This window comes from Aeromicrobium sp. (assembly GCF_047607065.1).
Taxonomy (GTDB): Bacteria; Actinomycetota; Actinomycetes; order Propionibacteriales; family Nocardioidaceae; genus Aeromicrobium.
In genome coordinates, this window is the sequence record NZ_JASGDU010000037.1 from 1 (window position 1) to 14,831 (window position 14,831).

Genomic DNA, 14,831 nt, shown 5'->3' on the forward strand with positions numbered 1-14,831 from the left:
CGCCACGTGGATCCTCGCGCTCACCACCGGCATCTGGCACAACGACCGCATCGGAGCACCCGTCCTACGCTCCCTGACCCCCTACGACCACTAAAACCACAGACCAGACCCCGCCCCGCATCAATCATCTAGAAGGGCGAAATGCGTTACGGGGTGATTCGAGGCGTGCTGCGCTCGTACTCGGGGAACCTCCCCCGTGCGGGAGAAGGACCGCCTGACGCCTACAGGACACCCTCGGCACGCAGGACCTCCCAGATCTCCCGAGTGGCCTTGGACCGGTTGAGGGTGATGAAATGTAGGCCCGGTGCCCCTCCCGCGATGAGGTCGCGGCACAGTTGCGTCGCCAGGTCGATACCGGTCGCGCGCACCTTGACCGGATCATCGGCGATCGGCTCGATGACATCGAGCACCTCACGCGGTATCGCGGCTCCCGACAGCTCGGCCATACGAGCCACCTGGCCAAAGTTCAGGATCGGCATGATGCCCGGCACGATGGGAAGATCCGACCCCTGCTCCCGCACCCGTTCGACGAGATCGAAATAGTCCGACGCCCGGAAGAACAGTTGCGTGATGGCGAAGTCGGCCCCGGCGCGGGCCTTGTCGGCGAGTACCTTGGCGTCGTCCTCGAGTGAATCGGCATCCGGATGTCCCTCGGGAAAGGCGGCCACGCCGATGGTGAAGCGGCCCAGGTCGCGGGCCAACTCGACCAGCTCGATGGCGTGGTTCATGCCTCCAGGGTGGGGTTCCCAGGCGACTCGCGGTCCGCCCGGCGGGTCACCGCGCAGCACGAGCACGTGCCGCACGCCGGAGTCGGCGTACTGCCGCAACACCTCGGCGATCTCCTCGCGCGTCTGGCGCACCAGCGTCAGGTGGGCCACCGGGCGCAGACTCGTCTCACGGGCGATCCGCGACGTGACCCGCACCGTCCGATCCTGGCTCGTGCCGCCTGCTCCATAGGTGATGGACACGAAGGTCGGATCGAGCGCCTCCAACTCGGTGATCGTCTCCCAGAGCACCGCTTCGCCCGCGTCATCCTTGGGCGGGAAGAACTCGAAGGAGACCGTCGGAGTCGGACTACCCAAGTGGTCCAGCAGCGTACAGTCGAGTCCGGGCACGGCCACCACGGTATCGTCCGGCGCGTGAACACCGACGCACTCGCCGCAGACCGAGACGTCGCCGCCGTCGACGCGGCGCTCGCGGACTTCGTGGCACGCCAGCGTTCCCGCTGGGCCGGCGTTCACGCCGATGTGGCGGACTTCCTCGATGCCGCAGTCAACTTCATCGCCGACGGCAAGCGCATACGTCCGCTGTTCTGCCTGGCCGGCTGGCGCGCCGCCACCGGGCGAGACCCCGAAGACCCTGCTCCCGTCGGCGTCGTCACCGCAGCCGCCGCCTGGGAATGGCTACAGGCGAGCGCCCTCGTCCACGACGACCTCATGGACGCCTCCGACACGCGCCGAGGCCGCCCCAGTGTGCATCGCGCCTTCGAGGCCTCCCACCGGGCGCACGTCAACGTGGGCGACCCGGTCCGTCACGGTGCCGCAGCGGCGATCCTGCTGGGCGACCTCATGCTGTCGTGGGCCGACGAGATGCTGCGTCATGCGGGCACCGTCGACCCGCACCTCGATCCCACTCCGCTGGCCCAGGCCTTCACGATCTTCGACACCTGTAAGACCGAAGTCACGCTGGGGCAGTTCCTCGATGTCGCCGCCCAGACGCGCCGTGAGGTCAGCGCCGAGGCCGCCCTGCTCGTGGTGACCTTCAAGTCGGCCAAATACACTATCGAACGGCCACTGCACTTGGGGGCTGCGCTCGGCGGCGGTGACACCTGCCTACTGGAACGCCTCACCGAGGTCGCCCTGCCGCTGGGTGCCGCATTCCAGTTGCGCGACGACGTACTGGGCGTCTTCGGTGATCCGGTGACGACCGGCAAGCCATCCGGTGACGACCTACGCGAGGGTAAGCGCACGCTGCTGGTCGCCCGTGCTCTCGACCGGCTCGACCCGCCACAGCGCGAGCAACTGATCGTTGCTCTCGGCACCGACGGCGGCGTCGACACCGCCCGTCATCTCATCGTCTCCAGCGGCGCGCTCGCCGATGTCGAACAGGAGATCACCCGCTATGCCGATGCCGCACGGGCCGCCGCCGACCTCCTACCCCAGGCCGCACGAAGCACGCTCGAACCGCTCATCGACCGCTCGGTGCGGCGCAATCACTGAACCAGTCATTAGACTCACCGGTCAAGGCGTTTCGCGCCGGTGCTCACAGCGATGAGGAGGTGGTGACGTGGCGGTCGTAGGAGACGACGCCATGATCGGCCAACTCGTCGACGGTCGCTACCAGATCGTCGAGTTCATCGCCCGCGGCGGCATGGCCAGTGTCTTTCGCGCCGAGGACCTGCGCCTCGACCGCGAAGTCGCCCTCAAGATCATGCACCAGGGACTCGGCGACCCCGCACAGTTCACCGAGCGTTTCCGCCGCGAGGCCAAATCAGCGGCCCGCCTGAACCATCGCAACGTCGTCGCGGTGTTCGACCAGGGCAGTGACGGCCCGGTGACCTACCTGGTCATGGAGTATGTCCCCGGCCGCACCCTGCGCGAGGTGATGCGCCAGGAGTCTCCGATGCCGACGTTGCGGGCGCTGGATCTCGTGGAACAGGTGCTCATCGCCCTCGTGGCCGCCCACGACGCGGGCATCGTGCACCGCGACATCAAGCCCGAGAACGTGCTCATCACCCCCGATGGTGCCATCAAGGTCGCCGACTTCGGCCTCGCCCGCGCAGTGAGTAGTGCGACGACCGCCACCGGCAACGCGCTCATCGGCACGGTCTCGTACCTCGCGCCCGAGGTCGTCGTCCACGAGGGTACCGACGAGCGCTCCGACGTCTACGCGGTCGGAGCGATGCTCTACGAGATGCTCACCGGCATCAAGCCGCATCATGCCGACACCCCCATCCAGGTCGCTTACAAGCACGTCCACGAGGACATCGGCCCGCCCTCGGAGCAGCGTCCCGGCCTGCCCGACTACGTCGACGCGCTCGTGGCCCGTGCGACGTCGCGCGACCGTGACCGCCGCTCGGCCGATGCCCGCGTGCTGCTGCGGCAGGTGCGGCAGGTCCAACAGGCGCTGCGCGCCGGGGTTCAGGACGATCCCGACCTCGCCACCGATCTACGACCGACGACCGACCGACCACCGGCACCGCCATCGGCCGCACCCGACGAGGACACCGTCGACGTCGCGCTGCACGATGCCACCGCAGCCGCCCCCACCTCGACCATGGTCCTCGGAGCCCCGCCGGCACCTGCGGTACCCCTGGCTCCCGCACCGCCGGCAGCGGCCGATCCCGCCCCACATCCACAACCGGTCACGACCGCTCCGAAGCCGCCGAACGGTGCCGACCGATCCCATTCGCGCCGCGGACTGGTCCTGCTTGTCGCAGCGCTGCTGCTGGCCCTCCTGGCGGGCATGGCAGGTTGGTACTACGGCATCGGTCGCTACGATGCCGCGCCCGACCTGGTCGACAAGACCGAACAACAGGCCCAGACCGACGCCGAGAAGGCCGGTTTCGACTTCGCGGTGTCCTCGCGGGCGTTCTCCGAGACGGTCCCGCTCGGCACCGTGATCTCCACCGATCCGGCGGCTGGTGATCGCATCCTGCCCGGCGGCAAGATCACGGCAGTCGTCTCCAAGGGGCCGGAGCGCTATCAGGTCCCGGACCTGCGCGGCAAGACCGTTGACGAGGCCACGACCGTGCTCGAGGATCTCCACCTCAAACTCGGCGATGTCGCCGAAGAGTGGGACCAGGAGGTCCCCGAGGGGCAGATCGTCGGCGTCACCAGTGCGAACGTCGGCGACCAGGTCAAGCGCGACACCAAGATCGACGTGATCGTGAGCAAGGGCCGCGAGCCGCTGACAGTCAACGATTACACCGGCCAGAGCAAAGACGCCGCCGTGTCGGGGCTACAAGCCACCGGCTTCCTCGTCAGCGTGCAGGAGGAGTTCAGCGATGACGTTGCCTCCGGTGTCGTCATCAGCCAGAACCCCAACAGCGGCACCGCTCTGCGCGGCGACACCGTCACACTGGTCGTCTCGAAGGGTCCGGAGCTGTACGCAGTACCCAATGTCGTCGGGATGCGCAAGAACGAGGCAGTGCAGGCCCTCGAAGCGGCCGGCTTCGTCGCCGACTCCATCGGCCGAGGCAACTTCATGGTCGTCATCCAGTCACCCAGTGCCGGGTCGATGGAGAAGAAGGGCACCTCGATCACCATCACCGGCCTGTGACCTGGACATTCGTCTAAGATTTTTCCATGACTGACACCACCCCCCGGATCGCCCCCGGAAACCTGCGTGACCTCGGCCTCATCAACCACGGAATCTCGGCCATCGCCGGCAAGATCGTAGGCGGTGCCAAGCCGCATATCTTCACGACCCTCGGGCGTCAGCGCCGGCTGTTTCGCGCCTGGCTGTGGTACTCCGGCCACCTCATGCCCGGCGGCAAACTCCCCCGCCGTGAGACCGAGTTGATCATCGTCCACATCGCCACGACACGGGCGTGTATGTATGAGTTGAACCACCACCGGCGCATCGGCCGCCGCGCTGGCCTGACCGAGGCCCAACTCGACCACGCCGGCGACCCCGCCTGGTCGGGCTGGAGCGAACGCGAGCGCGCTCTGCTGACCGCAGCCCACCAGTTCGTCACAACACGCGGCATCGACGACGACGCCTGGGCCGAGTTGCGCGGCCACCTGGACGAGGCGACCGCCGTCGAGTTCTGCCTCCTGTGCGCCCAGTACGACTCCCTGGCCACCGTCTTGATGACCCTGCGCGTCCAGCCCGAGGAGTAAGCATCGACCGAGTCTGAGATTTGTGGTCGTAGGAGCGACCTCGATCCCTCAGACTGCGTCCTCGCCCTAGGCTTCGCTGAGCATCTGGGCGACGAGGAAGGCCAGCTCCAGCGACTGCGCCCGGTTCAGGCGCGGATCGCACAGCGTCTCGTAGCGGGCGGCCAGATCGGCCGGCTGCAGCCGGTGACCGCCGCCAAGGCACTCGGTGACGTCGTCGCCGGTCAACTCCACATGCACGCCGCCGGGCCAGGTGCCGAGCGAGCGATGCACCTCGAAGAAACCGCGCACCTCGTCGATCACGTCGTCGAACTCGCGGGTCTTGTAGCCGTTGTCGGTGGCGAAGGTGTTGCCGTGCATCGGATCGCACACCCACGCGGCCTCGACGCCCGCAGCGGTGACTTTCTCGACGATGGTCGGCAGGCCGTCACGGATCTTGCCCGCACCGAAGCGGGTGATGAAGGTCAACTTGCCCGGAACCCGGCCGGGATTGAGCTTCTCGGCCAGCGCGATGGCATCGTCGGGCGAGGTCGTCGGGCCGAGCTTGACACCGACCGGGTTCGCGATGCGGCTGAGCAGATCGACGTGCGCGCCGTCGATCTGCCGCGTGCGCTCCCCGATCCACAGGAAGTGGCCCGAGACGTCGTAGAACTGCTCGGTGCGCTGGTCGACGCGGGTGAGCGCATGCTCGTACTCCAGCAGCAGCGCCTCGTGCGAGGAGTAGAAGTCGACCGTGTGCAACTGCTCGGGGTCGACGCCGATGGCCTCCATGAAAGCCAACGCCTTATCGATCTCACGGCCCATCGACTCGTACCGCTGCCCGAGCGGGTTGTTCTGGACGAAATCGGTGTTCCAGGCGTGCATCTGCCGCAGATCGGCGTAACCGCCCTTGGTGAAGGCGCGCGCGAGGTTCAGGGTCGCGGCCGATGCGTGGTACACGTCGACGAGCCGCTGCGGATCGTGCGCCCGGCTGGCGGCGTCGAAGTCGAAGCCGTTGACCGCGTCGCCGCGGTACGCCGGCAAGGTGACCCCGTCGCGCGTCTCGACATCCGACGAGCGCGGCTTGGCGTACTGCCCGGCCAGGCGGCCGACCTTGACGACCGGGACGCTCGCGGCGTAGGTGAGCACGACCGCCATCGACAGCAGCACCCGCAGCTTATTGCGAACGTTGTCGGCCGTGACACCCTCGAACGTCTCGGCGCAGTCGCCGCCCTGCAGCAGGAACGCCTCACCGCGCGAGACCTCCGCCAGGCGGTCGCGCAGGGCGTCGCACTCACCGGCGAACACCAGCGGCGGCATACGGCGCAGGGTGTCGACGGCGGCGTCACGGGCGGCCGGGTCGAGGTAGGTGGGCTGCTGTGCCGCGCCGATCTCGTGCAGATCGGCCAGGCTGGGAATACTCACCGGTTCAGGATATCGACCGAAGCCGACCCCCGGCTGCCGGTCCCGCGACCCGACCCTCCGACCTTACTTGGGGGTGCGCCCGATCTCGTCCCAGACCTCGGCAGAGGCCTCGTCCTCGGCCTTCTTGCTGGCAAGCTTCTTGGCGTCCTGGGCGTACAGGTCGACATACTCCTGGCCGGACAGGCGCATGATCTCGTACATGATCTCGTCGGTGATGGCCCGCAAGATGTAGCGGTCGCCCTCCATGCCCTCGTAGCGGCTGAAGTCGAGCGGTTCGCCGAACTTGACCCCCGGGCGCACGCGCTTGCCGAAGATCTTGCCCGGCGGCGCGATGACGTCGGTGCCGGTCACTGCCACCGGGATCACCGGCACCTTGGACTCCAGCGCGATCCGCGCGACCCCGGTGCGCCCGCGGTACAGCTTGCCGTCGTGCGAGCGGGTGCCTTCGGGGAAGATGCCGCAGACCTGCCCCTCGGCCAGCAGCCGCAGCTGCGTCTTGATCGCGCCGGCCGCCGCCGAGCCGCTGGAACGGTCGATGGGCACCTGACCGGAGCCGGAGAAGAAGGTCTTCTGCAGCCAGCCCTTGAAGCCTGGACCCTCGAAATACTCGGCCTTGGCCACGAAGGTGACCCGGCGCGACAACACGAGCGGCATGAACAGCCAGTCGCTGTAGGACAGGTGGTTACACGCCAGGATCACGCCACCGTCTTTCGGGACGTTGTCCAAGCCCTCGGCCCACGGCCGGAACACCACGCGCAGCAACGGTCCCAGCGCGAGGAACTTGAGGAACCAGTAGAACAACGCGGCCTCCTTGTCGGGTCGGCGACGACTCTACTCCGAGGTGACCCGCGCGACATACGATGGCGTCATGGCCACCCCCTCCACGACCGTCCGACCCGATGCCGCGCCCTTCGTCCACGATGGGGACGGACCGGTCGGTTTCCTCCTCAGCCACGGCTTCACCGGCTCGTCGGCCTCCATGCGCCCCTGGGGCCTGCACCTGGCCGAACAGGGCCACACGGTGCGTATTCCCCGACTGCCCGGCCACGGGACGAGCTGGCAGGACCTGAACCGCACCCCGTGGCAGGCGTGGTACGAGGAGGTCGACAAGGCCCTCGACGAGTTGCGCGAGCGCTGCGACCGGGTGGTCGCCGGCGGCCTGTCGATGGGCGGCTGTCTCGCCCTGCGGCTGGCCGAGCAGCGCCCCGGCGACATCGACGCGGTGATCGTGGTCAATCCGGCCGTCGCGTCCAAGCGCCTCGACCTCAAGTTCGTCCCGGTCCTGCAGCACGTCGTCCCCTCGTTGCCCGGCATCGGCAACGACATCAAGAAGCCCGGCATCGACGAATACAGTTACGACCGCCTGCCGCTCAAGGCGCTGACCTCGATGACGAGAATGTGGTCGGATGTGCGGGCCAACCTGTCGTCAGTCACCGCACCGCTGCTGTTCTTCCGCTCCGCCGAGGATCATGTGGTCGACCCGCTCAGCCGCGAGCTGATCCTCGCCGGGGTCTCCTCGCAGACCGTCGAGGACGTGACGCTGGACAACAGTTACCACGTGGCGACGCTCGACTACGACGCGCCGCTGATCTTCGAGCGGACCGACGCCTTCGTCGCCCGTCACGTCCTCGGGTCGGCTCGTGCCTGAGGAGTCCGACCCGATCCGTTCGCGCTTCGACGAGATCGTCGACGGCCTCGAACTCGAGGTGCCGAGCGATCTGACCGCAGCCGAGCCGGCACCGTTTTCGGCACTGCGGCCCGAGCCAGAATACGTCGACTTCGATGATCTGCCCGACGAGGAGTTCTACCGCGAGGTTCCCCGGGAGCTACTGCCCCCGATGCCGTGGCCGGCCATGCTCGCCTGGGTCACGGCTCTGGGGCTTCCGGGCCTGCTGGTGGTCTGCACAATGGTCGGCGTGTTCCTGCCTCGACCCGTCGTGCTGAGCGCCGGACTCCTCACCGTCGTCGCCGTGGTTTACCTGTTCTCACGACTTCCCTCGTCGCGTCGCGACTCCGGCGATGACGGCGGTGCCGTCCTGTAGGAGCGAACCTACTGGCGTGACCGCTTAGGGCGGGCGGCGCGGGTCCCGGACGTCGAGGAGGACCGCGCCGACATCAGCGAGGTACCACGGACGCGGACCCGCCCGCCCGGATTGGCCGGCCGGCGGCGACGCGCCTTGAGCCGGGCCATATCGGCCGCGCCGATCAGGCCGGCCTGCGGTCCGAGATGGGCGCGCACGATCCGCGCCTCGGAGCGGAAGCCCCGGCCGGTGAGATGCTGGGTGTAAGCCTCGCGCGCCGGGGCAAGCAGCAGTTCCCCGGCATCGCTGAGTCCTCCCCCGATGACGAAAATGCCCGGGTCCAGACTGGCCGACAGATTCGCCAATCCGACGCCCAGCCATTGCCCCACCTCGGCGACCCATTGCGTCGCCACCGGGTCGCCTGCGGCCGCCAAGCGGGTCACGTGGGTCCCGTCGACGCGCGCCGGGTCGAGGCCTTCCAGCTCGGCAAGCTCGGCCAGCCGCACCCCTGCCGACGTGCGTGCGGCCACCTCGGCCTGCGCCCGGCGGGTCAGGACCCTCCCCGAGGCGTACTGCTCCCAGCAGCCCCGGTTGCCGCACTCGCAGGCCAGACCGCCGGGTTCGACCTGTTGGTGACCGAACTCCCCGGCCATGCCGTGTCCGCCGCGATACGGCTGTCCGTCGATGACCACGGCACCGCCGATCCCGGTGCCGAGCGTGACCGCGACGACGTCCGGCTCGTTCTGCGCGGCTCCGAAGCGCCATTCGGCCCAGGCGCAGGCGTTCGCGTCGTTGTCGACGAGCACCGGGAGCTTCGTACGGCGCGCCACCCGGTCGCGCAGGGGTTCGTTGCGCCAGGCCAGGTGCGGGGAGAACACGACCGTCGACTGCGAGACGTCGATGAAGCCGGCCGCCCCGATGCCGACGGCCTTGACCGGGTATTCGGAGCGCAGCTCGGCGGTGATCTCCTCGATGGCCGTGAGTACCAGTTCGGCGTCCGTGGACGGCGTCGAGCGGCGGCGCTGGGCGAGGATGCGGCCGTCCTCGTCGACGACGCCCGCAGCGATCTTGGTGCCGCCGATGTCGACACCCACCGCGAGCCGGTCAGCCATCGAGACCTTCCCCGGCGAGATCGGCCGCCCCGATGATGCCCGCGTCGTTGCCGAGTTCGGCCACCCGCACCTGGGGCCTCGGCGTTTCGCTCCCGCCGGGCAGGAAGGCGTGCAGGGCCGTACGCACCGGGTCGAGGAACAGGTCGCCCGCCTCGGAGACGCCGCCGCCGATGACGACGACCCCCGGATCGAGTACTGCGACGAGGCTGGCGATGCCCTCCCCCAGGTCGCGCCCGACCTCGGCCAGCAGCTCGCGCGCCGCCGGGTCGCCGTCGAGGGCCAGCCGGGTGATCTGCGGCCCCGAGTCGGCCTCGACGCGGCCCACAGCTCTGCGCACCAGCGCCGACCCGCTCGCGTACTGCTCCCAGCAGCCTCGCTGGCCGCAGGGGCATGGCAGGCCGCCGCGCTCGAAGCGCACATGACCGACCTCGGCGGCGAAGCCGTGCGCTCCGCGCTGCAACCGTCCCCCGCAGATCACGCCGCCGCCGATGCCGGTGCCGCAGGTGATCGTCAGGACGTGATCGAATCCGCGTCCCGCGCCGAAGCGGTGCTCGGCCCAGGCGGCCGCGTTCGCGTCGTTCTCGATCACGACGGGAACCCGGAGCAGATCGCGCACCTGCACGCCGAGCGGGGCGTCGTGCCAGTCGAGGTTGGCCGAGGTCAGCACAGTCGAACGGTCGGCACAGATGAAGCCCGCAGCGCCGATGCCGACCCCGCCGAGCGGATCGCCGCCGGCCACCTCGCGCACGAGGGCGGCCACGGTCTCGGCAATACGATCCGCGCGCGGGGTCTGGACCCGTGCTTTGCCGCGTATCCGGCCGCCGGGTTCCACGACCGCCGCAGCGATCTTCGTACCGCCGATGTCGACTCCCACGCGGACGGGCACCGGCGACGTCACGGCGCGTCCTGCTGAGGTCCGGTGGCCTTCTCCACGGCGTCGCGTACGACCTTGAGGAACTCCATCCCCGCAGTGACGACCTGGGCGACGGCCTCCGGATGCTCCTGCACATAGTCGACCACCTGGCACAGCGGGCACCAGCCATGCGGGCAGGAATGACGGCCCGTGGCCTCGTCGGCGCTGCTGCCGTCGGCGTCCGGTTCGCCGACCTTCGGTGCCGAGGGAGAACGGTCTGCGCCCATCATCGCGGCGACGAGGCGCACAGTCTCCTCGGCAAGGCTGCCGACCGGTTCGTCGCTGTCAGTCACCGGCATCCTCGACATGCCGTTTGAGGCCCTTGAGCGCGGTGTCGATGACGACCTTCTCGGCCTTGCGCTTGAGCATGCCCAGCAGCGGGATCGAGACGTCGACCCGAAGCCGGTAGGTGACCTTGGTCCCGCCGTCGACGGCCTGCAGCTCATAGGTCCCGTCCATCGAGGTCAGCACCTCGCCCGGCTCGACGATCTGCCACGACACGCTGGCGTCGCCGTTCCAGGTGTAGCCGAGGGTGTAGGAGTCGCGGATCGGCGAGGCATCGAGGTCGAAATGCACCGCGCTCGCCCGCCCGTCGGCACCGCGCTCGCGGACCTCGGCTGAACGGACGCCGGTGGCCCAGTCGGGGTAGGCCGCGAAGTCGGCGATCACCGCCATCACTGCGGCTGCGGGCGCAGCGACGACGATGTCACCGGACGTGCGCGCCATGGCGATACTCCCTGCCTCGTAGTCCACAGGCTTCCCATCGTAGGGCCTGGCCGGCTTCTCACCGTCACACCCCGGTTCCAGGCAGCACCAATGTGACTGACGTCCCACCCGTGGGGACCGAAGTTGAGGGATAACGGCTGCCCCAACGACCACAAACCCTCGACATGCGTCTCATCGCCAGATTGACATACCCCCCCAACCCAGAATGAACGCCATGCGTTCCACCCTGGCCCGGTTTGCCTCTTTGCTCCTCGTCGCCACGCTCGTCACCGCCTGCGGTTCCGACGACTCCCCCGACCCCTCGGACGACACCTCATCCGCCGCGCCGGAGGAGACTGCCGACACCCCGACGATCCCGGAGGAGATCAGCCTCTCGGCCGAGGAGTGTGACGGCCTGCTGAGCGAGCTGACGGAGCAGCAGATCTTCGGCCTCGGGGCACCCTGGGAGAACCAGCATGTCGACGAGTTGTGCAAGGGTGGGTCCTTCAGCGATCTCTGTTCATCATGGGGAGAGATCACCCTCGAGAGGCGTTTCCATTTCACCTCCGACGAATACCTCCGTCCCGCCGACGGAAGCGGAGGTCTGGACGCCTCCGATTTCGTCGACCCCGCGCCCGACGGCTGGGACAACGCGGTTCTCCATGGACCTCAAAGCATCCCAACCCAGAGTTACTACGGGTGCAGCGCCGCTATTAGTTCCCAAAATATGTTTGATTTCAGCGCATACGCCGATCTACCCGAGGACGGCTATCTCGAGTGCGACATCCGGCTGGTCGACCTGCCGACCGGCTTCACGCGAGAGAGTTTCCTGCAGGAAGCCATCGAGGTCTGCGATCTGGTGATGGAGACAGCGGGCTTCGGCGCTCTGCTGTCCTGAGCCGGAACAGCGGCAACCGCCCGCGCACGCACCGGTCCTCAGCGAGTAGCCTGCCACTGTGAGCGTAGATCCCTTCGGTGCCGACCTAACCGTCGACATCCTCGAACGTCTCGGCGAGTCCGAATCGCCCGCGCTGGCGCGCCGTGACGACGACGGCACGTGGAGTATGGTCTCCATCGGCACCTTCCACCGCGAGGTGACCGCCGTGGCCAAAGGCCTCATCGCCCAGGGCATCGGGCCGGGCGACCGGGTCGCGGTGCTGTCCAAGACGCGCTACGAGTGGACCCTGCTCGACTACGCGATCTGGTGGGCCGGGGCCGTCACCGTGCCGATCTACGAAAGCTCCTCAACCGCACAGATCGCCTGGATTCTCAGTGATTCCGGTGCCGTCGCCTGCGTGGCGGAGTCCGCCGCCCATGTCGAGCGGGTCAACGCCGCCAGCCCGGAGGCCCCCGATCTGCAATCGGTCTGGTCGCTGGACGCCGGTGCCGTCGCCACACTGGTCGCCGCCGGCGGCGACGTCACCGACAACGAGCTGGAGGCCCGCCGCTCGACGCTGACCGCCGAGACCCCGGCGACCCTCATCTACACCTCGGGCACCACCGGGCGCCCCAAGGGCTGCGTGCTGACGCACGGCAACTTCCGCGCCGAGCTGGCCGGGGCGCTGGAACGCCTGCCGCAACTGTTCTCGACCGAGGGCGCCTCGACGCTGTTGTTCCTGCCGCTGGCGCACGTCTTCGCGCGCATCATCCAGATCGGCTGCCTACGCTCGGGCACGGTGCTCGCGCACACCGCCGACATCGCCGATCTCACCACCCATCTCGGGGAGTTCCAGCCGACCTTCGTCCTGGCGGTGCCGCGGGTGTTCGAGAAGGTCTTCAACACCGCGAGCACCCGCGCCTGGGCCGACGGCAAGGGCAAGGTCTTCGACAAGGCGGTCTCGGTCGCCATCGCCACCAGCCGCGCACGGTCCGGGGGCCGCAAGCCGTCGGTCGCGCTGCGGGCACAGCACAGGCTCTTCGACAAGCTGGTCTTCGCCAAGCTGCGGGCCGCGCTCGGCGGCCGGGCCGACTGGGCGATCTCCGGCGGCGCACCCCTCGGCGAGCGGCTCGCGCACTTCTACCGGGGCATCGGCGTGACCGTACTCGAGGGCTACGGCCTGACCGAGACCACGGCGGCGCTCACCGTCAACACCCCCGAGGAGCACCGCGTCGGCACCGTCGGCAAGCCCTTCCCGCGCACCGAGGTCCGGGTGGCCGAGGACGGCGAACTGCACTTCCGCGGACCCCAGGTGTTCACCCGCTACTGGAACAACCCCGAGGCGACGGCGCAGTCCATCGACGCCGACGGCTGGTTCGCCACCGGCGACCTCGGCGATGTCGACGCCGACGGCTATGTGCGCATCACCGGGCGCAAGAAGGAGATCCTCGTGACCGCCGGCGGCAAGAACGTCGCCCCCGCAGTGCTGGAGGACCGGGTGCGCTCCCACCCCGTCGTGAGCCAATGCCTCGTCGTCGGCGACGGCAAGCCGTTCATCTCGGCCCTGGTGACCATCGACCCCGAAGGCTGGGACGGCCCGCTGGACTCGCCGGAGTTGCAGGCCAAGGTCCAAGAGGCCGTCGACGACGCCAACACGCTCGTCTCGCAGGCCGAGTCGATCCGTAAGTTCGTCATCCTCGACGAGGACTGGACCGAGGAGAACGGCTATCTGACGCCGTCGTTCAAGGTCAAGCGCAATGCGGTCATGCGCGACTTTCACGACACCGTCGAGGCGCTGTACGTGAGGTAGTCGCGCCACTGGCGGGTCAGTTCCTCCGTCGAGGTCCCGGCTGCGGCCAGGGCGGCCTCGCTGTCGGCTCCGGCCAGCGCGGCGCGGTACACCTGCACAACTGCGGCGTCGCCGCCGTGCTCACGGGCCAGGACGACCATCGCGAGCCAGGCTCCCTGGTAGGCGGCGCTGGTGGCCTGACCGATCTCCTCGTCGGTGGGCAGCGTGTCGGGCGGAGCACCGTCGGACACGACCTGGGCCAGCAGGTCGCCGGCCGAGACGGCCAGCGGCGCGGTGTCGTCGTGCAGGGCGACCCAGTCGGCGAAGCCCTCGACGATCCAGACCGGCGCGCTCGACCCGACGGCCCCGGTCATCGCGTGGGTCAGCTCGTGGGTCACGACGATCTGCCGTCCGCGCGGGTCCATCGAGGCGAACTGGTCGGGGTTGAGCACCACGGCGGGCACAGGCAGGCCCGGTGAACGCGCCGTCACCCCGGCGATGGAGGCCAGTTGCTCGTCGGTGCGGCCCAGCAGCGCGGCGGAGGTCTGCCGCGACGACGCCATGATGACGGCGGCGGGCTGAACATCTCCAGCGATGCGGGTCACCTGAGCCTCGGCCACTGCCGTCAGGGCCGCGATCTCCGGCTGCGCTCCCCCGTCGACAGTGTAGAGCGTCACCGGGCCGGCCGCAGTCGCCTCGACCTGGCCGGCGAGCCACAGCGGCATCGCTTCGCCGTCGTGCGCGGCGAAGCCGGTCACGTCGACGCCCCCGCCTTCGGCGGCCTCACGGACGCGGGCGACGACCTCGGCCTGCGTCGGAGCACCGGCCGCGATCCAGTCCACCGTGAGCACGGCCGAACGAGTGCCGTCGTGCTGGTCGGGTGCGTCCCCGACGCTGACCAGGCCGAAGGTGACCTGATCGATGCCGAGCAGGTCACGGGCGGCCCAGGAGTGCTCGGCGGCCGTGGCCCCGTCCGGGCCGAAGCCTGCGGCCCACTCGTCCGGGGTGGCCGCCTGGTTCAGCTCGGCCAACTGGGCGCGCAGCGGAATGTCGAGGTCGGCTCCCCCGTCAGCCCCGGTCCGCTTGTCTGTGGCCCAGGGTCGTTGCCACAGCGCGACCGCGAGGGCCAGCGCGATGAGGACGAGGGCCGCCAGCGCGTTGCGTCCGCG

At 69.0% G+C, this 14,831-nt stretch carries 15 protein-coding genes; 7 read left to right on the plus strand and 8 right to left on the minus strand.

The window, feature by feature from the left end; translation table 11 throughout:
- Nucleotides 1-221 precede the first annotated feature (221 nt).
- A complete protein-coding gene (gene metF, locus QM597_RS05205) occupies nucleotides 222-1,115 on the minus strand; it encodes a methylenetetrahydrofolate reductase [NAD(P)H] (protein ID WP_415003810.1) in 894 nt (297 codons plus the stop codon).
- Between the two features lie 24 nt (nucleotides 1,116-1,139).
- On the opposite strand from metF, the gene QM597_RS05210 reads away from it, so the two are divergent.
- From QM597_RS05210 to QM597_RS05220, 3 genes are all read left to right on the plus strand, one after another.
- Nucleotides 1,140-2,219, plus strand: a complete 1,080-nt coding sequence (locus QM597_RS05210) for a polyprenyl synthetase family protein (RefSeq protein WP_415003811.1) — start codon at nucleotides 1,140-1,142, stop codon at nucleotides 2,217-2,219.
- Between the two features lie 67 nt (nucleotides 2,220-2,286).
- Nucleotides 2,287-4,281 carry a Stk1 family PASTA domain-containing Ser/Thr kinase gene (gene pknB, locus QM597_RS05215; RefSeq protein WP_415003812.1) on the plus strand — a complete coding sequence of 665 codons (1,995 nt, stop codon included), beginning with the start codon at nucleotides 2,287-2,289 and terminating at the stop codon, nucleotides 4,279-4,281.
- A gap of 26 nt (nucleotides 4,282-4,307) precedes the next feature.
- Entirely contained in the window at nucleotides 4,308-4,844 is a 537-nt protein-coding gene (locus QM597_RS05220; protein WP_415003813.1) for a carboxymuconolactone decarboxylase family protein, read from the plus strand.
- A 66-nt stretch (nucleotides 4,845-4,910) separates the two neighbouring features.
- On the opposite strand, the gene QM597_RS05225 is transcribed toward QM597_RS05220, so the two are convergent.
- The gene (locus tag QM597_RS05225) at nucleotides 4,911-6,245 is read right to left on the minus strand and encodes a class II 3-deoxy-7-phosphoheptulonate synthase (RefSeq protein ID WP_415003814.1); all 1,335 of its coding nucleotides are present in this window, start codon (nucleotides 6,243-6,245) and stop codon (nucleotides 4,911-4,913) included.
- A gap of 63 nt (nucleotides 6,246-6,308) precedes the next feature.
- Nucleotides 6,309-7,046, minus strand: a complete 738-nt coding sequence (locus QM597_RS05230; RefSeq protein ID WP_415003815.1) for a lysophospholipid acyltransferase family protein — start codon at nucleotides 7,044-7,046, stop codon at nucleotides 6,309-6,311.
- A 67-nt stretch (nucleotides 7,047-7,113) separates the two neighbouring features.
- Between QM597_RS05230 and QM597_RS05235 the strand changes: the two genes are divergently transcribed.
- A complete protein-coding gene (locus QM597_RS05235; RefSeq protein ID WP_415003816.1) occupies nucleotides 7,114-7,893 on the plus strand; it encodes an alpha/beta hydrolase in 780 nt (259 codons plus the stop codon).
- The gene (locus QM597_RS05240; protein WP_415003817.1) at nucleotides 7,886-8,287 is read left to right on the plus strand and encodes a hypothetical protein; all 402 of its coding nucleotides are present in this window, start codon (nucleotides 7,886-7,888) and stop codon (nucleotides 8,285-8,287) included. The genes QM597_RS05235 and QM597_RS05240 overlap by 8 nt, the downstream gene beginning before the upstream one ends.
- Nucleotides 8,288-8,295: 8 nt before the next feature.
- On the opposite strand, the gene QM597_RS05245 is transcribed toward QM597_RS05240, so the two are convergent.
- From QM597_RS05245 to QM597_RS05260, 4 genes are read right to left on the minus strand one after another with little or no spacing between them, the layout of a single operon-like run.
- Nucleotides 8,296-9,378, minus strand: coding sequence for an ROK family glucokinase (locus QM597_RS05245; RefSeq protein WP_415003818.1), 1,083 nt, complete (start codon nucleotides 9,376-9,378; stop codon nucleotides 8,296-8,298).
- Nucleotides 9,371-10,276 (minus strand): ROK family protein, encoded by a 906-nt coding sequence (locus QM597_RS05250; RefSeq protein ID WP_415003819.1) that lies wholly within the window; start codon nucleotides 10,274-10,276, stop codon nucleotides 9,371-9,373. Before QM597_RS05250 ends, QM597_RS05245 begins: the two co-directional genes overlap by 8 nt.
- Nucleotides 10,273-10,584 carry a hypothetical protein gene (locus tag QM597_RS05255; RefSeq protein ID WP_415003820.1) on the minus strand — a complete coding sequence of 104 codons (312 nt, stop codon included), beginning with the start codon at nucleotides 10,582-10,584 and terminating at the stop codon, nucleotides 10,273-10,275. The genes QM597_RS05250 and QM597_RS05255 overlap by 4 nt, the downstream gene beginning before the upstream one ends.
- Entirely contained in the window at nucleotides 10,577-11,017 is a 441-nt protein-coding gene (locus QM597_RS05260) for a DUF2505 family protein (RefSeq protein ID WP_415003821.1), read from the minus strand. The genes QM597_RS05255 and QM597_RS05260 overlap by 8 nt, the downstream gene beginning before the upstream one ends.
- 214 nt (nucleotides 11,018-11,231) lie before the next feature.
- Between QM597_RS05260 and QM597_RS05265 the strand changes: the two genes are divergently transcribed.
- Both QM597_RS05265 and QM597_RS05270 read left to right on the plus strand, forming a co-directional pair.
- Complete coding sequence (locus tag QM597_RS05265; protein ID WP_415003822.1) at nucleotides 11,232-11,894, plus strand: hypothetical protein; 663 nt, start codon at nucleotides 11,232-11,234, stop codon at nucleotides 11,892-11,894.
- Nucleotides 11,895-11,952: 58 nt separating this feature from the next.
- A complete protein-coding gene (locus tag QM597_RS05270) occupies nucleotides 11,953-13,683 on the plus strand; it encodes an AMP-dependent synthetase/ligase (protein ID WP_415003823.1) in 1,731 nt (576 codons plus the stop codon).
- On the opposite strand, the gene QM597_RS05275 is transcribed toward QM597_RS05270, so the two are convergent.
- Nucleotides 13,650-14,693 (minus strand): hypothetical protein, encoded by a 1,044-nt coding sequence (locus QM597_RS05275; RefSeq protein ID WP_415003824.1) that lies wholly within the window; start codon nucleotides 14,691-14,693, stop codon nucleotides 13,650-13,652. The two genes, QM597_RS05270 and QM597_RS05275, sit on opposite strands and share 34 nt — an antisense overlap.
- Between the last annotated feature and the right edge of the window lie 138 nt (nucleotides 14,694-14,831).